The sequence below is a fragment of the Cyanobacterium aponinum PCC 10605 genome, from assembly GCF_000317675.1.
GTDB lineage: Bacteria > Cyanobacteriota > Cyanobacteriia > Cyanobacteriales > Cyanobacteriaceae > PCC-10605.
The window spans coordinates 92,498-115,048 of the sequence record NC_019776.1 but is presented as its reverse complement, the minus strand read 5'-3'; the positions used below and the strand labels follow the sequence as shown (position 1 = coordinate 115,048).

14 protein-coding genes are annotated in these 22,551 nt (G+C 35.3%); 7 read left to right on the top strand and 7 right to left on the bottom strand.

Features of this window, described 5'->3' with window-relative positions:
- Positions 1 to 25: 25 nt before the first annotated feature.
- Complete coding sequence (locus CYAN10605_RS00475) at positions 26 to 772, bottom strand: DUF561 domain-containing protein (protein ID WP_015217985.1); 747 nt, start codon at positions 770 to 772, stop codon at positions 26 to 28.
- Between the two features lie 241 nt (positions 773 to 1,013).
- The gene (gene mreD, locus CYAN10605_RS00470; protein WP_015217984.1) at positions 1,014 to 1,520 is read right to left on the bottom strand and encodes a rod shape-determining protein MreD; all 507 of its coding nucleotides are present in this window, start codon (positions 1,518 to 1,520) and stop codon (positions 1,014 to 1,016) included.
- A 44-nt stretch (positions 1,521 to 1,564) separates the two neighbouring features.
- On the opposite strand from mreD, the gene CYAN10605_RS00465 reads away from it, so the two are divergent.
- The 4 genes from CYAN10605_RS00465 (at position 1,565) to gap (ending at position 8,874) form a co-directional block, all read left to right on the top strand.
- Positions 1,565 to 2,689, top strand: a complete 1,125-nt coding sequence (locus tag CYAN10605_RS00465; RefSeq protein WP_015217983.1) for a THUMP domain-containing class I SAM-dependent RNA methyltransferase — start codon at positions 1,565 to 1,567, stop codon at positions 2,687 to 2,689.
- 375 nt (positions 2,690 to 3,064) lie between these two features.
- A complete protein-coding gene (gene smc, locus CYAN10605_RS00460) occupies positions 3,065 to 6,724 on the top strand; it encodes a chromosome segregation protein SMC (protein ID WP_015217982.1) in 3,660 nt (1,219 codons plus the stop codon).
- Between the two features lie 157 nt (positions 6,725 to 6,881).
- Entirely contained in the window at positions 6,882 to 7,769 is an 888-nt protein-coding gene (locus CYAN10605_RS00455; protein WP_015217981.1) for a bile acid:sodium symporter family protein, read from the top strand.
- An 88-nt stretch (positions 7,770 to 7,857) separates the two neighbouring features.
- A complete protein-coding gene (gene gap, locus CYAN10605_RS00450) occupies positions 7,858 to 8,874 on the top strand; it encodes a type I glyceraldehyde-3-phosphate dehydrogenase (protein ID WP_041922386.1) in 1,017 nt (338 codons plus the stop codon).
- 202 nt (positions 8,875 to 9,076) lie between these two features.
- On the opposite strand, the gene CYAN10605_RS00445 is transcribed toward gap, so the two are convergent.
- Positions 9,077 to 9,973: a DNA adenine methylase gene (locus CYAN10605_RS00445; RefSeq protein ID WP_015217979.1), complete on the bottom strand. Its 897-nt coding sequence runs from the start codon at positions 9,971 to 9,973 to the stop codon at positions 9,077 to 9,079.
- A 208-nt stretch (positions 9,974 to 10,181) separates the two neighbouring features.
- Between CYAN10605_RS00445 and ispF the strand changes: the two genes are divergently transcribed.
- Together ispF and CYAN10605_RS00435 are read left to right on the top strand one after the other, a co-directional pair.
- Positions 10,182 to 10,661: a 2-C-methyl-D-erythritol 2,4-cyclodiphosphate synthase gene (ispF, locus tag CYAN10605_RS00440; RefSeq protein ID WP_277422495.1), complete on the top strand. Its 480-nt coding sequence runs from the start codon at positions 10,182 to 10,184 to the stop codon at positions 10,659 to 10,661.
- A gap of 28 nt (positions 10,662 to 10,689) precedes the next feature.
- Positions 10,690 to 12,630 (top strand): ABC-F family ATP-binding cassette domain-containing protein, encoded by a 1,941-nt coding sequence (locus CYAN10605_RS00435; protein ID WP_015217977.1) that lies wholly within the window; start codon positions 10,690 to 10,692, stop codon positions 12,628 to 12,630.
- Between the two features lie 591 nt (positions 12,631 to 13,221).
- Here the strand turns inward: CYAN10605_RS00435 and CYAN10605_RS00430 are convergent.
- The 4 genes from CYAN10605_RS00430 to CYAN10605_RS00415 form a co-directional block, all read right to left on the bottom strand.
- Positions 13,222 to 15,753, bottom strand: coding sequence for a hypothetical protein (locus CYAN10605_RS00430; RefSeq protein ID WP_015217975.1), 2,532 nt, complete (start codon positions 15,751 to 15,753; stop codon positions 13,222 to 13,224).
- A 56-nt stretch (positions 15,754 to 15,809) separates the two neighbouring features.
- Entirely contained in the window at positions 15,810 to 16,841 is a 1,032-nt protein-coding gene (locus CYAN10605_RS00425) for a PilW family protein (protein WP_015217974.1), read from the bottom strand.
- Complete coding sequence (locus CYAN10605_RS00420; RefSeq protein ID WP_015217973.1) at positions 16,792 to 17,292, bottom strand: type II secretion system protein; 501 nt, start codon at positions 17,290 to 17,292, stop codon at positions 16,792 to 16,794. The genes CYAN10605_RS00425 and CYAN10605_RS00420 overlap by 50 nt, the downstream gene beginning before the upstream one ends.
- A gap of 89 nt (positions 17,293 to 17,381) precedes the next feature.
- Positions 17,382 to 18,170, bottom strand: coding sequence for a pilus assembly FimT family protein (locus CYAN10605_RS00415; RefSeq protein ID WP_015217972.1), 789 nt, complete (start codon positions 18,168 to 18,170; stop codon positions 17,382 to 17,384).
- A 1,083-nt stretch (positions 18,171 to 19,253) separates the two neighbouring features.
- Here CYAN10605_RS00415 and carB point away from each other — a divergent pair.
- On the top strand, positions 19,254 to 22,502 hold the full coding sequence (gene carB / locus CYAN10605_RS00410; protein ID WP_015217971.1) for a carbamoyl-phosphate synthase large subunit: 3,249 nt from the start codon (positions 19,254 to 19,256) through the stop codon (positions 22,500 to 22,502).
- Positions 22,503 to 22,551 lie beyond the last annotated feature (49 nt).

Genomic DNA, 22,551 nt, shown 5'->3' with positions numbered 1-22,551 from the left:
TCCAACTCCGAACTTATAACTTGGGTTACATAGATACTTTTACAGAAGCAGTATTTAAAGCCTCAACTAAACTGCGTACTACAGCAATCATGGCAACTTGGTCATTTAATTTATTGATAGCAGAGCCAACACCAATACCAGAAGCACCAGATGCGATCGCCATAGGAGCAGTAACATCAGATAAACCTGAAGCACACATAACAGGTACTTCAACCGCACGGGATAGGGCATAAGCGGCGGCGAGGGTAGGAGATGCTTTTTCAATTAATCCTAAAATACCGCTATGATTGGGGTTGGAGCTTGTGCCACCTTCTGTTTGAATAATATCTGCACCGGAAGCAACTAAAGCCTGTGCTAACTCAACTTGTTCATCAAGGGCTAAAATATGAGGTACAGTAACAGAAAGGGTTGTTTCAGGTAATAATTTACGGGTTTCACGGGTTAAGTTTAAAACATCTTCTGCGGAAAAAGTAATACCTTGAGCATAAAAACTATCAAAGTTACCGATTTCCACCAAATCCGCTCCATTATCTACTGCTTGGGCTAAAATTTCAGCAGAAACGGCAGAAACACAGATAGGAAGACTGATTAACTGACGTACAGTTTTGATTAAATCCATATCCGCCGCAATATCGACAAAGGTTGCACCACCTAACTCAGCAGATTTACATACAGCAGTTACATTTTCAACATCGAAGTTATTTAAACCGCTAATCACTTTTAGAGCTTTTTTTGAGGCGAAGGCTTGAGCTAATTTAGAATTATTAATCATCTTAGAATTTATTGGTATCTCTAACTTTTAGAATGCTAATTATAGCAAAATAGAGACAACGGATCAAAAGTTTTCAAGGCATAACGAAAGAATAGAGTAAGGGGCAAAGGGCAAGAGGCAATAATTTGAGTTCGGAGTTAATATAAAAAAGAAGTTTTCCTAAAACCGTAAGGGTTGAATATATTCAACCCCTACCACCTGACACCTGATACCTTATCTCCCTATTTCCCCAATCTTCCATCTACTTATTAACGAGATAATTTAAGGGGTAATAAACTAAAGGAGTCCATAAACTGCTTATAATAGCGGAAGTAAGAGAGTTTTTCTGGTAGTTTAACCATATATCGGTTAAAGGTACTTGAGTTTGTATGCTATATTGAAGGGCGGTAATGGTTTCGTTGATAATTGCCATGCCAAAGACTATCAACATAATCGAAATCAAGTCTTCTTTAATATATTCTTTACTATAAACATTGCTGGTAAATATTCCCACTACCAATAAACCTAAAACATGAGAAGGAAATACTCCCGTTAAGCTATCCCATATTAACCCTAAACAGATAGATGCGATCGCACTTTGCCAAATATTACGTCTGACACTCCATGTAACAAGCCAGATTAAAAGCCAATTGGGGGTAACTCCTAATAATTCCAGTCCTGAAATTCTCACCATTAATAATATACAACAAGCTGCGATCGAGACAATTATAATTAATCTTTGCCACCAAAAATTTTGCCAGACCTTCATTTTTTTATAAAATAATAGGAATATATCAATTAGTATTTATCATAGTGACTACATCTTATTTTGCCACTACTTCCAGAGGGTTGGAAGAAATTACCGCCCAAGAATTAACCACATTGGGGGCGAAGGAAGTTAAAACCGACTTTACAGGAGTACATTTTCAGGGAGATAAAGAATTATTATACCGAGTAAATCTTTGGGGACGAACTATTTTTCGTGTTTTGAAACCTATCGCTACAATAAAAAGTCAAACTCCACAACAGTTATTCCGCAATGTACAAAAAATCGATTGGTCAGAATTTTTACAACCTCAACAAACTTTAGCTATTCGTTGTACAGGTAAAAATGATCAACTAAATCATAGCCATTTTACTGCTATTCAAATCAAAAATGCCATCGTTGAACAACAACAAAAATATCATAAAGTGAGATCGAACATTGATACTAATTCCCCTGATATAGTCATTAACGCCCATATTCACCATGACGAATGTATCCTTAGCTTAGATAGCACAGGAGAAAGTCTGCATCGACGAGGTTATCGCCCTGCAGTGGGATTAGCACCTCTAAAAGAAACTCTAGCGGCGGCGTTACTATACATAGCAGAATGGGATTCAAGCATACCATTATATGATCCTTTTTGTGGTTCAGGTACTATCCTAATTGAAGGGGCATTAATGGGTTTAAATATTGCACCGGGATTATATCGTCATCAATTTTGCTTTGAAAATTGGCAAGACTATGATCATAATTTATGGCAAAATTTGATTGATGAAGCAAGAAAAAGTCAAAAAATAGATTTACCCCCCATTGTCGGCACAGACATTGATAGTAGTATCATTAAACAGGCTCAACATAACGCTAAAACCTGCCAAATTGCTAATCATGTCGAATTTTTCCAACGTCACTTAGTGGATGCTACTCCTCCTGCCGAGTCTGGAATTTTGATTTGTAATCCCCCCTACGGTAAACGTCTTGAAGATACTGAAGCTTTATTTCCTTTATATAAACTTTTAGGAGATATTTTAAAGCAACGTTTTAAAGGTTGGACAGCTTATATCTTAACAGGTAATAAATTATTAACTAAAAAAGTTGGTTTGAGGACTTCCCGTCGTATTGCCATTAATAATGGTGGCATAGATTGCACCTTATTAAAGTACGAATTGTATTAATAAAGGGCAATTAGTGAATAGTGAATAGTTAATAGTTAATAGTTAATAGTTAATAGTTGATAATTAAAAATTAAGAATTAAGAATTAAGAATTAAAAACTCTTAACTCCTGTATGAGCGAATAGCCATTCGCCCCTAACTAACTCCTAACTAATTACTTGTTTCTCTCTCCCCCCTCATCACCGTAAGGGTTGAATATATTCAACCCCTACTACCTGTCTGACACCTGATACCTAGACAAAACTTTTTCATCAACCGCTATTTATGATATATTTATACATCTTTGAAAATTTTGATGTTAGTAGTAAATTGCTAACCATAAATCGAAGTTAAGTTTTCCTCGTCTCAATTTCTATATTCCGAATCGAATTGCTATATGGTGCATATTAAACAAGTTGAATTGTCAAGATTCAAGTCTTTTGGTGGTAGTAATATAGTTCCTTTTTTAACTGGATTTACAGTTATTTCAGGTCCTAACGGTTCAGGAAAATCAAATATTTTAGATGCTTTATTATTCTGTTTAGGTTTGGCTAGTTCAAAAGGAATGAGGGCGGAAAGACTGCCAGATTTAATTAATAATAGTCAAAAAAGCAATAGTAAGAGTATTGAAACTGTGGTTTCTGTGGTGTTTGATTTAGAAGATTTAAGCAGTTTAAATAATCCTTTATTAGCAGATAATGATAATAGTAATAGTGAGGAAGAATCAGAGACAAAATTTAACCTTGACAGTCAAACAGAATTAAAAATTACCCGTCGCCTAAGAGTCACTAAAGGGGGAAGCTATGCTTCTACCTTCTATATTAATGATGTGCCTTGTACAGCTACAGAATTACATGAGCAGTTAAGTCGCCTTCGCATTTATCCCGAAGGTTATAACGTGGTTTTACAGGGAGATGTTACCCGTATCATTACCATGAATGGTAAAGAAAGACGAGAAATTATTGATGAATTAGCGGGTGTTGCGGAGTTCGATCGCAAAATTGAGCAAACCAAAACCACTTTAGAGGCGGTGAGAGAGAGAGAGGAAAAATGTCATATCATCCAAGAAGAATTAATCCAAAATAGTGCCAGATTAAAACAGGATTCCGAAAAAGCGGCAAAGTATCAGAAAATTAAAGCTCAAATACAGGAGAAAAAACAATGGGAAATAGTGATTAACTGGCGTTGCTTATTACAAGAAAAAGAAGACTATCAAAAGCAATTAAATGAGATAGATATTCAACAAACAAAAACTCAAGCAAATTTGGTCAAAATTCAAGAAAAAATTGATATAACTCAAGGAGAATTAGTCACCCTTAATCAGCAAGTTAAAGCATTAGGTGAAGATGAACAAATCAGCATTGCTTCCCAACTAGCTACGGAGAAACTGAAACAAGAAAATCTAGTCAAACGGAAACAGGAGTTAGTTAACCTTCAAAAAGAAGCAACCATTAAACAGGAAGAATATCAACGAAATATTAAACAGAATCAACAGGAAATCTCTGCGTTAAACAAAGAAATTGAATCCTTAGAAAATAACCTTATTCCTCAGTTAGAAAATAGTAAAAATGAAAGCAAACAAACCTTAGAGGAAACTAAGAAAAAAGCCCAAGCAATTGCCTCTCAATCCCAAGTATGGGTTAACCAACAAACAGAATTAAATCAACAAATAAATGCTTTGCAAGGAGTATTAAATCCTCAATTAACTAAACAGGCATTATTAACAGAAAGATGTAGTCAATTACAGGCAACTATTCAACAGGAAAACCAACAATTAGCGCATTTAGAAGATAATATCATCGCTAAAAATGAAGAAATTAATAGTTTAACTCAGCAAATAGCCTTATCAGAGACTAATATTCAGAATATAGCCGAAAAATTAGCAAAAATTGAAGCGGAAATATTTTTAAATCAGGAAACCTTAACCCGTCTCGAAAATGAGCAAAGAGACAAACAAAGACAATTAGATAAACTAGAAGCCACTCGTCAGGCGCAACAGGAAGCCCAAGGCACTTATGCTAGTAAAATTATCCTTAACTCTGATTTACCCGGGGTTTGCGGTTTGGTTGCCCAATTGGGGGAGGTAGAGTCGCAGTATCAATTGGCGTTGGAAATTGCCGCAGGAAGTCGTCTCGGTTTTATTGTGGTAGAGGATGACAGTATCGCTTCAATGGCGATTAAGCTATTAAAACAACAAAGGGCAGGAAGGGCAACTTTTTTACCTTTAAATAAGATTAACGCCCCTCGCATTCATTTGCCCAATAATTTACTGAAAACAAGGGGATTTGTGGATTTAGCCCTTAATTTAGTGGATTTTGAGCCTATTTATCAACCTATTTTTGCTTATGTTTTTGGCAATACTATGGTATTTGAAAATTTAGAAACCGCTAGAAATTTGATTGGGCAACATCGCATTGTCACCCTTGATGGTGAATTATTGGAAATCAGTGGCGCGATGACGGGGGGTAGTGTGTCGAAAAAATCATCCTTACATTTTGGTAAGGTTTCCGCTTCTGAGAATGAAGAATTTAAGGAATGGCGCGATCGCATTTCTGAAATTGAAAACATTAAGCCTCAGCTTACCATCAAAATATCTCAAAAAAGAGAAAAAGTCAAGAACTTATCAGAAGAATTAAATCAAGCAAGACAAAATCGACAAAAACAACAATTAATGTTAGAGCAAAATCAGGGAGAAATTAGCCGTTTAGAAAGAGAAAAAGAAAATATTATTGAGAGTAACGCTAATAACTATCAACAATTAGTAATAGGCACACAAGAGTTAAATAGTCTGCTAGAAAAATTACCTCAATTGCAAAGAGAATTAGAAGAAAAACAGGCACAATTAAAAGATTTAGAATCTAGCTTTGATAACGAAGAATGGCAACAATTACAACAGTTAATTAATGAGCAAGAATCAGTGTTAGAAGAAAGACAATTACTTTTAAGTGAAAATAAAGAAAAACTAAGAACTTTAGTTAACAAACAGAGTCAATTAGAGAAAGAATTACAAATTAACGAGGATAAAATTAATGATTTATTACATAATCAACAGAAACAAAAAGAAGAAATAGTGAATCTTAACCAAGAATCAGAAATAATCAGCCAAAATATATTTCAATTTGAGCAACAAGTTCAAGTATTAGCCCAAAAATTAGAACAAGCGAAAGCAAAAAGAGATAAACAAGAGCAAGAATTAAAGAAAATTGAAAATGAGCAGAAAAACCTCCAATGGAAGTTAGAAAAATTTGTTCTACAACATCAAGAGTATCAAACTAAAATCAGTGAATTAAACTCTCTTATTCAAGAGTTAGAGGCTAATTTACCAAATCCTTTACCTGAAATTCCTTTTTTAGTTAATACTGATTTAAAAGAAGGTAATGGAGAAAAAATCACCTTTGCTAGTCTTAAAGAACAATTGGAACAAATTAAACTAGAAATAAGTAAACTAGAGAAAAAATTAGAGGCTTTAGAGCCTGTTAATATGTTAGCATTGGAACAGTTTGAAAAGAATCAAGAAAGACTAGAGGAATTATCAGAAAAACTAACAACCTTAGAGGGAGAAAGGACAGAATTACTATTAAGAATCGAAAACTTTACTACTTTAAGATTGAGAGCATTTAAAGAAGCCTTTGATGCAGTAAATGAAAATTTTAAAAACATTTTTGCTACCCTTTCAGATGGAGATGGTTACTTAAAATTAGAGGATGAAAATAACCCTTTTAATGGTGGTTTAACCCTCGTGGCTCACCCTAAAGGAAAAGCCGTTCAAAGATTAAGTTCTATGTCAGGGGGAGAAAAATCTTTGACGGCATTAAGTTTTATTTTCGCTTTGCAAAGATACCGCCCTTCTCCTTTTTATGCCTTTGATGAAGTGGATATGTTTTTAGATGGTGCGAATGTGGAAAAACTATCTAAAATGATTCAACAACAAGCAAAAGAGGCTCAATTTATTGTAGTTAGTTTAAGAAGACCAATGATTGAAGCGGCACAACGAACTATTGGAGTGACACAAGCCAGAGGAGCTTATACGCAAGTTTTGGGAATTAATCTTAATTAACCCTGATCAACTCTTGTATTTTTTCTTTTTCAAGAAATTAGTGATTTGAGAGCAATAAATAAATCTCATAATATTATCTCAATAAATAACCATTAATAAAATTAGAATAATGAAGTAAAATAAGCACAATTTTCAATATTATTTAGTTTTTAAAGTAATGGAATCAAATTTTTTAACAGCTATTTTTCTACCTTTAGCCTTGTTTATTATCATGCTGGGCATGGGACTTAGTTTAACATTAGATGACTTTAAACGAGTTTTTGTTGAACCAAAAGCAGTCATCATTGGTTTAATTGCCCAATTATTCATGTTACCAATTATTGGATATTTTTTAGCATTAGCTTTTCAACTTGCCCCAGAATTAGCCGTCGGAGTGATGATATTGGCTACTTGCCCTGGAGGTTCAACTTCTAATATGATTACTTACTTAATAAAGGGAAATGTTGCTTTATCCATTACTTTAACAGCAATAACTAGCCTAGTTACAATATTTACTATCCCTTTACTAATTAATCTTTCCATGACCAAGTTTATGGGAGAAGGAGTAACACTACAACTGCCTGTCGGAAAAACTATTCTTCAAATAGCTGTAATCACCCTTATACCTATTTCTCTAGGTATGTTAATACATTACTATTCACCTAAATTAGCAAGAGTTTTTGACAAAGGAGTAAAATGGCTTTCCTTGTTTTTTTTAGGAATAATTATCTTTGGTTTATTGCTTAAAGAGAAAGAAAATGTCAGTAACTTCTTTGTACAAGTAGGGGGGGTAACTTTGACTCTTAATATATTAACTATGATCTTAGGATATACTCTAGCAACTATTTCTAACCTTGATCAATCCAGTCGTAAATCTATTACAGTGGAAGTTGGTATTCAAAATGGGACATTAGCCATTGCCATTGCTACAACTTTATTAAATATGCCTAATATGGCAATTCCGGCGGCAATATATTCATTAATAATGTTTGTAACAAGTGCGGTTTTCGGTTGGTTGCTAGGAAAAAACCCAATACTCGATTATAAAAAATTCCCAAAAAATTAAGATTTGCTTTGCTCTAAAATCAACACAATTAGAAGTAAGGAGTTTAACACATCAAAACTCTCAATACCCATAATTAATGGAGTCATCTATGTCAAAAGTTAAAGTAGCCATTAACGGATTTGGACGCATTGGAAGATTAGTTTTTCGAGCAGGATTAGCTAACCCTAATATTGAATTTGTTGGTATAAATGATCTTGTACCGCCTAAAAATATTGCCTATTTACTTAAATATGATTCTACTCATGGACGTTTTCAGGGAAAAGTAGAAACCACAGAAGAAGGTATTTTAGTTGATGATAAGCTAATTCCTTGTTACTCCATACGCAATCCTGAAGAATTGCCGTGGAAAGATAACCAAGCAGAATATGTTGTTGAATCAACAGGTTTATTCACTGATTATGAAGGAGCAAAAAAACACCTAATTGCGGGGGCAAAAAAAGTAGTTATTTCCGCTCCAACAAAAACCCCAGAACAAATACCGACTCTTTTAGTAGGAGTTAATCATCATAATTATGATCCCACAAAAGATGATATTGTTTCTAATGCCAGTTGTACAACTAATTGTTTAGCACCCATTGCTAAAGTTATAGATGATAATTTTGGTTTAGCAGAAGGATTAATGACTACAGTTCACGCTATGACTGCCACTCAACCGACTGTAGATGGTATGAGTAAAAAAGACTTACGGGGAGGGCGTAGTGCGGCACAAAATATTATTCCTGCTTCTACGGGGGCGGCAAAAGCAGTAGCTTTAGTGTTACCCCAACTGAAAGGAAAACTTACGGGAATGGCTTTTCGTGTTCCAACTCCTAATGTATCTGTGGTAGATTTAACTTTTAGGACGGAAAAACCTACCAGTTATGAAGAAATTTGTCTGAGGATGAAAGAGGCTTCTGAGGGCGAATTAAAAGGGGTTTTAGGTTATACCGATGAGCCTGTTGCTTCTTCTGATTTCATCTCTGATGCCCATTCAAGTATTTTTGATGCTGGTGCTGGAATTGAATTAAATTCTCACTTTTTTAAAGTAGTTTCTTGGTATGATAACGAGTGGGGTTATTCTAATCGAATGATAGACCTTATTTTATCTATGGCGGGGAAAGAATAAGAAAGTATCAGGAATTAGGAATTAAGAAGGCTCTTTTACTTCCCGTTGTGTAAATTATTGGTTAATAGGCAACGGGCGATTTTTAATATAGTAAACGATCAAATTTTCATTTTAATCTATATGCTTTTGTGATAATAATTTGAAGCTCTTATTTTCTATTAAATTATCATAGCTATGGAAAAATACCCATTAAGAGTTAACTTTATTTACGATTATTCGTTATTAATAATTCATTTAATAAACCTCTTTTTAAACCATTAGAATTGATATTTCTTCTGGCGAGAACTCGATGAATTTGATATTTTTTATATAGGTCATCAAAAAAAATATTTTCGGAATTAGCCTCTCTAACATCAGAGTTACTTAATATCCATTTACAACCTAATTGGTCTAATTTGTCACAAAATTTTTTTAGTCTTATTTGCTCGGTATCATTGAATTTTTGGTCAGCATAGGAATTAAAGTTTGATGTTTTATTTAATGGCTTATAAGGGGGATCTAAATAAAATAAACTTTTGTTCTCGGCATACCTCAAAGTTTTCTCAAAATCACCGTGAATAATTTCAACTTTTTTAAGGGAATTGCTGACAAGTCGCAGGTTGTTTTTGTCACAAATAATAGGTTTTCTATAACTACCTATAGGAACGTTAAATAGATTATTTTTATTAACACGATATAACCCATTAAAACAAGTCTTGTTTAGAAAAATAAATAAAGCTGTATGTTTGATTTGGTTGGATTTTCTTTGATTAAATAAATCTCTTTTTTCATAAAAATATTTTTTTTTGTCTTCTTGATCATGCTCTAAAGAATAGTATTCATTTTGCCATTTTTCTAAAATGAAAATTAAATCTTCTACATTTTTTTTGATTATTTTATAAGCATTAATTAAATCTAAATTTATATCATTAATAATAGCTTTTTTTATATTTTGATAATTATTTAAAACCCAAAATAAAACAGCACCACTACCAACAAATGGTTCAACATAAATAAATTCATCTTGATTTTTATATGGAAAATTTGAGGTAATTATTTCTAATAATTGAGTTTTTCCTCCCGCCCATTTTAAAAAAGGTTTTGCTTTCGGTTTGTTCATTTATTTGCTATATATTGTAAAATTAATAGTATCAATTAGTAACTCGACAAATTTGATAGATATAATATTTTTACATAATGTGGTTAGCTAAAATATTTCTTTCTTTTTTCTCTTCTCAAAAATATCAGTATGAGGTTGGTTTATTGAAAGGATTATTTCCATTATAATTATTTACCTATAACTAAGTAAAAAAATTGCATATACTTAAATTATGATTAGAATTGGCAATGGCTACGATTTACACAGGTTAGTTGAGGGTAGAAAACTGATTCTTGGTGGTGTAGAAATTGATCATCATCTTGGTTTATTGGGTCATAGTGATGCGGATGTTTTAACTCATGCAATTATGGATGCTTTATTAGGGGCTTTAAGTTTAGGTGACATTGGACATTATTTCCCCCCTTCCGATCCAAAATGGGCTGGTGCTGATAGCATGGAGTTATTGTATCAAGTCGATAAGTTGATTAAAGATAAGGGATGGAGCATTGGTAATATTGATAGTGTTATTGTCGCAGAACGTCCAAAGTTAAAGCCTCATTTACCTGCCATGATCAAGTCTTTAGCTGATAAAATTGCGATCGCACCTGAACAAATTAGTATTAAAGCTACTACTAACGAAAAATTGGGTCCTGTGGGTAGAGAAGAAGCTATTTGTGCCTATGCAGTAGTATTGTTAATCAAAGAATAAATTTATCTAAACTGAATTATTAAAAATAATGACCGTATTAACCGTTAAATCTCTCAAAAAAGACTTTGGAATCAAAGAAATATTAAAAGACGCAAATTTCAGTATCGAAGAAGGTGATAAAGTTGGCTTAATTGGAGTTAACGGCAGTGGAAAATCTACTCTCCTCAAAATGTTGGCTGGATGGGAAGCTAATGATGGGGGAGAAATGCAGGTAAAATCTGGGGCAAAAATTATCTATTTACCTCAACAACCAGAAATAGACCCAGAAAATACAGTTTTACAGCAGGTTTTAGCCTATTGTGGCGAACAAATGCAGTTGATACTTGAATATGAAGACTTATCTCATCGATTGGCAAGTGTAAGGGAAGAAAAACAGCAGGAGTTAATGGCAAAATTGGCAACGGTAACAGAAAAAATTAACCAAGAAAATGCTTGGGATTTAGAAACCAACGCTAAAATTGTCCTTGATAAATTGGGTATTCAGGATTTTGAATTAAAAATGGGAGGCTTATCGGGGGGTTATCGTAAAAGAGTCGCCTTAGCCGCCGCCCTGATGGCTGAACCTGATTTATTATTAATGGATGAGCCTACAAACCATCTTGATGCAGAATTAGTGGAATGGTTACAAACCTATCTGCAAAAGTTTTCAGGTGCTATCTTATTAATAACCCATGATCGCTACTTTTTAGACCAAGTTACCAATCGTATTTTAGAGATCGATCGCGGTGATATGTACAATTATAGTGGCAATTATAGTTATTACTTAGAGAAAAAAGCCCTAGCAGAAGAATCTACAGCAAGTAGTCAACAAAAACTTAAAGGAATCCTCAGAAAAGAATTAGAATGGCTCAAAAGAGGAGCAAAAGCCCGTAGCACAAAACAAAAAGCCCGTATTCAACGCATTGAGCAAATGCAAAACAAAGAATTTAAGGCAAAACAAGGAAAAGTAGAAATTGATACTCCCTCCCGTCGCATCGGGAAAAAAGTTATTGAAATACATAATATTTCTAAATTCTGGGAAGGCTATCCTCTCATTAAAGACTTTACCTATTTTTTTGAACCCGATGATAGAGTGGGCGTTATTGGCGGTAATGGGGTAGGAAAATCAACCCTGATGAATTTAATAATGGGTCAAATTGAACCAGATGAAGGTAAAATCGAAATCGGTAGCACCATAAAAATCGGCTATTTTGATCAATACTCAGAAAATCTAATTACTGCCGCAGAAAATCAACAGAGAGTTATAGAATATATCAAAGACGTTGCTAGTTATATTGAAACAGGAGATGGAAAGCAAATCAGTGCTTCTCAACTTTTAGAAAGATTTTTATTCACCCCAAATCAGCAATATGCACCCATAGAAAAACTATCAGGAGGGGAAAAACGTCGTCTTTTTCTGCTTAAAATTCTCATGGGGAATCCCAACGTTTTGATTCTTGATGAACCCACCAACGATTTAGACGTACAAACTTTAGGGGTATTAGAAGAATATCTCGAATCTTTTAAGGGTTGTGTAATTATTGTATCTCACGATCGCTATTTTCTCGATCGCACTGTGGACACAATTTTTGCCTTTGAAGGAGAAGGAATAATTAGAGAATATCCGGGAAATTACTCTCTTTACTTAGAATATAAAACCAGAGAAGAAAAAGAAAACAAAGTAGAAAAAATAAATGAAGTAAAAGAAACTAAAACAGTAGAAAAGAAAGAAAAAAAACAGAATAATATTGAACAGAAAAAAAGAAAAATATCTAACTTTCAAAGAAGAGAATTAGAAAAATTAGAAACAGTAATCATCCCTGAATTAGAAGAAAAAAAAGCCAATTTAGAAAAAAGAATTTATGAAAATGGCGGGAAAGATTATGAGCAATTAAATATTTTAACAGAAGAATTAAACCAAATAATCAAGGAAATAGATAGTAAAACAGAAAAATGGTTAGAGTTATCAGAGTTAGAAAACAATAGTTGAATTTGACACTCACCCGTTAAATCAAAGATTGTAACAGGTGATTCTTGCTTCTACTCCTCTTAACTAGGCATCATTATCACTAATGATGCCCCCGTCAGACCGAATCCACAAGCATTTTACCTTTACTTCTACGGTATGCCCTACCGCCGAAGGATTTAAAACTTTAGTTGTTTAATTTTTTAACTTTGCTATCAATGCTTTAACTTACCAAACGCGTCACCATTACATTTTCTGGGGCGATATTTGTTCCGACGAAAGAAGCTAGGGAAGTCACTCCCCCGAATACCTTACGCACATTACTGCTGGAAACCATCATAACATTTAAGAGGAAAAAACTCAATCAATTAATCATTGATTTTCGTTTTATTTTTTTTTGTTGGTCAAAATTCATCTCCCAGTTCCTTCCTTTCGTCAGGACTAAAGGATTTGTAGTGTATTTCTTTCTTGTCAAATGCAACGGGAGTCCTCTTTTGACATTTAAGATAGTTAGGTAAAGTCGTTCTATCAATTAATAGTGATAAAAAAATCTTCCCTCGCCCCGTGGGAGAGGGGTTAGGGGTGAGGGCAGGAAATATTGGGAAACGATCAAAACTACTGATCAAAGCTACGGATAAAGGATTCTTGTTTCATCGCACTGAATCGGGGAGTTAAAGGCGGTAGATTTTTTGCATCATTAAATTCAGTATCATAATCCCATTGTCTATTGGGTGCATTATAAAACTTGCCCCCAGTGCCAGGCCATTTACCGTTGACATGATTTGGAGTTCCCAAACTAACAAAAGAACCTCTATAACGTAAAGGAATACCGCTCCAACTCTCATGGAGACGAGGATAATTTTCTAAACCTCCATTATATTGACTACCTTTAGTTTCATCATTACCCGCTAAAAACGCCACATTCATTACTGTTTGAAGTGCATTACCTAAACTATTATTATTATTTTTAGTGCTATCGTTACAGTTCATGTTATTTTCTTTGTTTATAACTTTGTTAGGGTCAAAGCATTTATTAGAAAGAACATTTAAAGAATCGCTGAGAATAGAAGCAGGTTGTTTATTTCTAGTGTTATAATCCCCTTGAAGATAGACTGCTTGGTCACTAGCAATGGTTAACCCTGTAGGATCATTAAGATTAAAAGCATTATCTGAACCTAAACCGGGTAACTGATTTCCTTCCACAATAGCGAAACCGTAGGGGCTAGTATTTCCTCCTGCATTGGTATAAGAGTTACTATCAATAGTCAAATACATGACTAAACCATCATCGGAAGTGTCTCTTGCCGCCATACCTAAAGCCTGAAATGAATTGGCGGGGGCTTTGTTATCAGCAGGTGCTGTTTTGAATAGTAATTGGTTAGCAGATTTGAGTTGAGAGCCATCTAAATATATTCCTTCATAATTCCATATCGTCAGACTTTTTATGTTGATTTGTAGCAACCGCATATCTCTACCGTTGTTATTATTCTCCCGATTATTAAAAAACCGAAATGGGGGTTTATTATGATTAGAAGCATCTTTACCAATGTCTGTTAGAGGAGCAGGTACAAAACATCTCTGCACTATCTTTCCACTAGCATCAGGATAAGGAAGAGCAGCAATTTCATTGGGAGTCAAAGAATTTAATTTTGCGACTTGGAAAGTAGCTAGAGATTGAGGAATATTGGCCATGTTGTTGGTAAATACTAATCCTGGTATGCCGCCAACTTTGTCTAAATCCTTAAATTTGAGAGGACTTGTTTCTTCTTGTACTCTTCTCACTAAAATATTATGGGCAAACTGTGCCGCATCTTTTTTTTGCTGTGATGTTAGTCCATTCCAAGTACTTTTAAATGCTGGTGTTAAATTATTTCCAGCATTGGAAAAATTAGCTCCATACACTGGTTTACAACTACTAAAATCTGGATTTTGTGCCTTAGAATAGAATTTGTTACTTGTGCTGTTACTAAAAGATTCGCTACTACTGGGAATAGAAGCTAATTGTTCACTCACTAATATAGGTTGTCTTAAACTATGTCTTTGAGCAGAAGTTAGGGAAACGGCTACGGGGGCTGATACAGGACTGTTGTTTGCTTGGGTTCGTTCAATGACTTCAATAGTGAAAGGTATATCTTCTCCGTATGTTGATTGATTTGTACCTGTAGGAGTAAATTTAATTCTAATATCAGCTTTGGTAAAATATTCCCCTGATGAGTCTAAAAAATCTGGTTCAGGTAGTCCTAAAGGGTCTATTCCTACTCTTAAAGATGGTATCTTAAATCTATCGATAATTTTACTTTGGTATTGACTGGGGCTAATAGGAGTGGCAACTTTTTTCTGATCGTGTATATTCTCTCCTGCGGTAGTTACTTCTCCTTTTACTTCTTGTAGTTGCCCTCCAATATATAAGTCGGCGTTAGTATGAACAGGCCCGCTCAAAGTCATATTCGCCCCCGGGAAAATTTCTAGGTCATCTTTATAGAAAGCGGCGAACTGAAAAAGGGGAATCAGACGGTTTTTGATGTCCATTTGCAGAATGGCGATCGCACCTCTTCCTTGACCACTTCCCTGTTGTTGTCTTTGTTGTACATCACTATCTTTAAAGGCTAAAGCAATAATAGAGTGTCCATACTCAATCATATTCAATCCAGCATGGTTATCCCCGGGCGGAACATTACCCACATTGCCGACACCCCCATTTTTCTCTAAAACATAAGTGGTAGCAGAATAACCACTACGCTCACTATCTCCCCCTGAAAATTGATAGGTTTTACATTGATAATCCCCTGTACCATCACTGATACTATTATCAAAACAAGCCATGGTACTTTCTGGACTTGTACCACTGGGAACGCTATTACTTTGATAAATTTTCGTAATTTCATTGGCTCTTTCATTCAAAGCCGCCTCGGCTCCGTAGAAACCACTAGTGCTATCCACTGCCGCAGTATTACTTACTTGTTCTATACGGCTACTTCGGGCATAAACTAAAACTAAACTAGCCAAACCAAATAAAAGTGCGATCGCAATTACCAAAACATATCCCTTTTCAGAATCAGTATTGAGTAACCTTGATAGAAACCAGCATTTAATAGAGGATAAACTATCTTTTTGAAGAATTAATTGTTTTTTAGCGTTATTTTTCATGACATTAAATAAATAAAATAAATGTTTAACATTGGTTGATAGTAGGAAATATAAATTTAAAAATTTAAACGGTTACGAGGGAGAAATTGCTGTGATAAAGTTAAATCATCCTCCGTTAATTTCGCAAAATTACCCTTGTCTTGAGGGGGTAAAGCCGTCACTTCAACATCAAGAGACTTGATTAGATTCCACGTATAATCATCTATCGAAAAAGTAGGATCACAGTCCACCTCAGTTAAATTTATAGTCTTGCATTCGTACTCTGTAGCGGTGGGATTTTCCTGAATAATCGCTGTAATATCTAATTTTTCAATGTCTTCTACTAAATCAAAAACCTCCCCATTCCTAATTAGTTGCAGAGTGTTATTCGTAACTTTGTATGTACTCTCATCAAATAAATAAATTGCCGTTGTCGACGCCGAATAATCATTTGCCCAAGTATGAGTATTTGTAGTCAAATTAACAACATAAGGTTCTGTACCCCCAGACGGTGTCATCGTCGCCCCCCCACTGTCAAGAGTTTCTTCCCCTTTGTATTCAAAGAATTCTCCTTTATTGGTCGAAGTATCGACAATATAGGCTCTTATGGTATTGCCATTACGAAAATTTTGCCATTCTTTCACCGTGTCAGGCCAGCCATCTCCATCATCGTCATTAACGGAGATACAAGCAGGAGAAGCGGTAAAATTTTTATCAAGCACAGTAACAGAGTCAGTACTGTTAGCACTTATGTCAGCACAGAGGGTTAAAGGCTCTAAACCACCTCGGCGAATAGTTATTTCTGATGTTCCGTTATTGGTGCTAAGGGCAACGGCAGGAAATTCTATATTACTGACATTTTCCCCCATTTGTTGTAAGTCTGGCCCAATAGTTTGAAAAGCCGTTCTCAACCTTTGGTTTACATCTGTGGTTAGCTTATCTTTGCCGAAAAATTCTTTAATTTGGAAAAATCCAGAAAGGGCAACACCAAGAATAATGCTACCCATAAGTAAAGTTGAAATTGCTTCAATTAAACTAAAGCCCTTTTCAAGACTGCTTTTATCTTTGCAGTTGTGCAAAATTAGTCTGTACAGTGTAGATTTTTTCATTGTCTCTTTTTTTATCAATAACTTGAACAACTATGTAACGAATTAAGGCATCCGTCGAACCAGACGGACAATTACTGACTTTTAATTGATTAGGATTATCTGTATCTGTTTCCACCGTTGGCGGATCAGTACATACATATACATCAGCGTCAAAGGTATGACCAAAACTGATGCGATCGGTCAGAGTGGTAGGTGTATTACCTGTCACAGATACGTTATTAATGTTTTTACCTAGTTGAAAACGTAGATCATCTAAAACATCTTTCCCTACCGCCACAGCGGCACTTTCAATTTCTTGTTTTAAATTTTGCATTTTTAACATCAGAACCATTTGTCCGTTAAAAGCAAAAGCCATACTTAGAATGATGATCGCAACTAAACATTCCAGAAAAGTAAATCCTTCCTCTCGATTTCGGTATTTAATTAGCCAGTGTTTGAGTAAATTATTCATAGGATTTAGATAAGTGAGTGAATAGAAATTTTTTTTTGTGAAACAGGCATCTTGCCTGTAACAAATCAAATCAGTATTTTTCTTGTCAATCAATTAGTTGCGATCGCACCTCCTTTTAAAATAGTTAAAGTTTCCTCATTGCTAGAACCGTCCTTGAAAGTAAGTTCCAACTTAGCTTGAGAATTTCCAGAATTATCATAAATAGTAGCTATACCACGACTGTTAAAACACAGAGTCCAATTAGTTATGTTTGATGTCACAGTCACATTTTCAGGTAATTGCAAATACTCATAAATATACTTACCATTTCCGATATTTTTTTTCAGATTTAAAGCACTATCTTCCTTCCAGTTTTCTACTAACTCCACAGTGCTATCTTTATTTTGAGATGTACCCAAAGCCACACCTAAAGTAATTGTTGTATTATCTTTACCCGTAATTTCATTGCTAGTAGTGTCACTACCAATTTTGAGCTTATCTCCTATTTGAAAACCAGTTGTCGAATAAACTTTAATATCTGTTTGAGAACTAACCGCAGCTTCACTTAATCTTGTCAAGGCTTCACAACCCCTAGTGTTAGCAATTTCAATCAAAAATTTATCCGATTGATTCGGATCAAAACTTAACCTTGCCGCCGAAGTTTGAGATATAGCCCGTTGACGGGTAACTCCCACTAAAGATTTAGCCAAGTTATAAGCATCACCACTAGCACTACTAGAATCCCCGAAAAAAAGACGAGGCCCCATCAATGCGCCCATAATCCCCAAAATGATTAAAACCGTTAGAACCTCCACCAAAGTATAACCATAGTTTTTTGAGGTTTTTAAAGATTGTATAAAGTTGTTTAAAAATTTTGTTTTTTTTCCTTGTTTTTCCATTGATGCCCCCTACCCCCATGTAAAAATATCTAAGTATAAAACCAGAATTTACTCTAAATTTTAACCCTTTTTAGAGGGGAAAATGTCAGTAATAATACGCATTTTTATTTTAATTTTTGATTAAGTTAACCTACAATATTAAGTATCTATTAAGTAAGGAATGATTTTTATTCAATAACATTAAAAAATGTAAAACATTACAAAGGATATAAAATATTTTTCCCACTTTGTTCCAGACTCAGTTTGACGCAAAAATATCTGACTAAGGTGGTTATCAAGTATAAGTTAGCAAGTTTCAGGTTGAAAACCATTGAGATCTTGATTAATAAATTTAAAAATTGAGAATAGGAAAATTGATTAAGATACATTTAATATCAATTCCTAAAACTAATAACTAAAAGAAAATACCCTACATCTTTTTAAAAAAGAATTTATCAAAACTAGAAGTCAGAGAATCACCATTTAATTCCTAATTATTTATAATTATTTGCAATAGATAATCGTAGGTAGTTCAAACAATAAAAAGTATTTTTCCAGTTGAATTTTAATTAATAGACTGGATGAGAAAAATAAGAATAATTAAATTGAACTTAAAATATTTATTTTCAAATTTAAATCAAAAATCTGGTCACTTTCTCTAAAAATCATATTTGAATTTAATATACTATCCAATGTTATGATTTAATACTACAAAAAACTGTTGCCTGTTGCCTTTTTATTAAGCAGGGCGTTTTTATTCTCGAAAATGTCAATTTCTAAAATTAAGAGATAATGCTAAATACAAAAATTTTTAACTATTAATCTATTAGAAAAAATATTAGAAAAAAATACCCCTTTCCCCCTCTATTCATTTCTCCCCTTCCAAAACAAATGCGTTTTAATATCTACTTTGAAAAAACCCTGTTTATTTAGGGGGGAAAACCTATTGCTTACCCTCACCTAGCTCAAGTTATGCTCAACAGTGAGTATATCAAAGATTATTTATGAGTAAATCTTGATAAAGAGATAGAGAAATAACCGCTATGTAGATTAAAATGATCGGGATCGATGTATAAAATTGAATATTGTTAAGCCATAAAATCTATGCCACGTCGTGAAGATATAAATAAAATATTACTATTAGGTTCAGGACCTATTATTATTGGACAAGCCTGTGAATTTGACTATTCTGGTACACAAGCCTGTAAAGCGCTACGAGAGGAAGGTTATGAGGTAGTTTTAGTTAACTCCAACCCCGCTACTATTATGACTGATCCCGAAACGGCAGAACGTACCTACATTGAACCCATTACCCCTGAAATAGTCGAGAAAGTAATCGCCAAGGAAAGACCTGACGCATTATTACCCACAATGGGGGGACAGACCGCCCTTAATACTGCTGTTGCCTTAGCAGAATCAGGGGTATTAAATAAATACGGAGTTGAGTTAATTGGAGCGAAATTACCAGCTATTAAAATGGCAGAGGATAGGGAATTATTCAAAGAAGCGATGGCTCGTATCGGTGTGCCTGTATGCCCTTCAGGCATTGCTAGTAACTGGGAAGAAGCCAAAGCCGTAGCGGAAGAAATTGGTTCTTATCCTTTAATTATACGTCCTGCGTTCACTATGGGCGGTACTGGTGGCGGTATTGCCTATAACCAAGAAGAATATGAGGAAATGGCAAAGTTTGGGATTGATGCTTCTCCTGTGTCGCAGATTTTGGTCGAAAAATCCCTCATCGGTTGGAAGGAATACGAGCTGGAGGTAATGCGGGATTTAGCGGATAATGTGGTTATTATCTGTTCCATCGAAAATATTGATCCTATGGGGGTACATACTGGAGATTCTATCACCGTTGCCCCTGCTCAAACTTTAACCGATAAAGAATATCAACGATTAAGAGACTACGCAAAAGCTATTATCCGAGAGATTGGGGTAGAAACAGGAGGCTCTAATATTCAGTTTTCTGTTAATCCTGTTAATGGGGAAGTAATTGTAATTGAAATGAATCCTCGTGTGTCTCGCTCTTCAGCATTGGCATCAAAAGCGACGGGTTTCCCCATTGCTAAATTTGCGGCAAAATTGGCGGTAGGTTATACCCTTGATGAGATTTCTAATGATATTACCCAGAAAACTCCTGCTTCTTTTGAGCCTACCATCGATTATGTAGTGACCAAAATTCCTCGTTTTGCTTTTGAAAAATTCCCCGGTAGTGAACCTGTGTTAACCACTCAAATGAAGTCTGTGGGTGAAGCAATGGCCATCGGGCGTACTTTCTGTGAATCTTTCCAAAAAGCGTTAAGATCTTTAGAAACGGGACGTTATGGCTTTGGTTGTGATAAAAACGAGACTTTACCCACTCTCTCGCAAATTAGCTCTCATTTACGCACCCCTAACCCAGAAAGGATTTTTAGTGTTTATCATGCCTTTAAATTGGGGATGAGCGTAGAACAAGTATTTGAGTTAACGGCGATCGACCCTTGGTTTTTGGATAAAATGCAGTCGTTAGTAGAGATAGAGAAGTTTATGAAACGGGCTTCTTTAAAGGATATTAAAGCCGATGATATGCTTACCATTAAACAACATGGATTCAGCGATCGCCAAATTGCTTTTGCAACCAAGACGACAGAAGATGAAGTAAGAGCATATCGTAAATCGTTAGGTATCACTCCTGTCTATAAATTGGTGGATACTTGTGCCGCCGAGTTTGAAGCCTTTACTCCCTACTATTACTCCACCTATGAATCGGGAGAAAGTGAAAACAATGTCACTGATAAACCGAAGGTAATGATTTTAGGCGGGGGGCCTAATCGTATCGGACAGGGTATAGAATTTGATTATTGTTGTTGTCATGCGGCTTTTGCTTTATCAGATGCAGGTTATGAAACAATTATGGTTAACTCCAATCCCGAAACTGTTTCCACTGATTATGATACAAGCGATCGCCTTTATTTTGAGCCTTTAACCAAAGAAGATGTATTAAATATCATTGAAGCGGAGAACCCTGACGGTGTAATTATTCAATTTGGGGGACAAACTCCCTTAAAATTAGCTGTACCTTTGAAAAATTACCTCGCTCATCCTGATACTACCGTTAAAACCAAAATTTGGGGAACTTCTCCTGATTCTATCGACACCGCCGAAGATAGAGAAAAATTTGAAGCAATTTTGAAAGAGTTGGACATCAAACAACCTCCCAACGGTATCGCAAGGAGTTTTGAGGAGGCTTTAGCCATTGCTAATCGTATTAGTTATCCTGTAGTTGTTCGTCCTTCTTATGTACTCGGAGGCAGAGCTATGCGTATCGTTTACAATGAGCAGGAATTAGAGCATTATATGACCTATGCAGTAGATGTTGAGCCTGACCATCCAATCTTAATCGATAAATTCCTCGAAAATGCCATTGAGGTTGATGTAGATGCGATCGCAGATCTCACAGGACAAGTGGTTATCGGTGGTATCATGGAACATATCGAGGAAGCGGGTGTACATTCTGGGGATTCCGCTTGTTCAATTCCTTATACTTCCCTCTCAGATGGGGTTTTAAGCACCATTCGTAGTGCAACCATCAAATTAGCCCAATCTTTGAAAGTAATTGGCTTAATGAACATCCAGTACGCCGTACAAGGAGAAACTGTCTATATCCTCGAAGCTAATCCCCGTGCGTCTCGTACTGTGCCGTATGTTTCTAAAGCGACAGGCAGACCATTAGCAAAAGTCGCTTCCCTCGTCATGTCTGGAAAAACCCTCGAAGAATTAGGGGTAACCGAGGAGATAATTCCCCGTCATGTGGCGGTTAAAGAGGCTGTATTGCCTTTCAGTAAGTTTCCGGGTACTGATACTTTATTAGGTCCTGAAATGCGTAGCACGGGCGAGGTAATGGGCATTGATAGTGATTTTGGTAAAGCCTTCGCTAAGGCGGAAATCGGAGCGGGTGTAATCTTAGATACTAAGGGTACAGTATTTATCTCCATGAATAACCGAGATAAAGGTGCGATCGTATCCGTGGCGAAAGATTTACAGGCTCTAGGTTTCAAGATTGTAGCAACTTCTGGCACTCGTCAAACTCTGTTAGAGAATGGGGTTAAGGATGTGGATTTAGTCTTAAAACTTCATGAAGGTCGTCCCCATGTAGTGGACTGGATTAAAAATAAGCAAATTCAGTTTATTATCAATACTCCTAGCAATGAGGAGGAAACCCAAACTGATGGGCGTAAAATTCGTCGGGCGGCCTTAGATTACAAGTTACCGATTATTACAACGATTGCAGGGGCTAAAGCAACGGTGGAAGCGATTCGATCGCTCCAGTCCGAACCTTTACAGGTTAAGGCTTTACAGGATTATTTTGTATAATTTAATTTTTCCTGATGGTGGGCATTGCCCACCCTACGTTATAATTTCC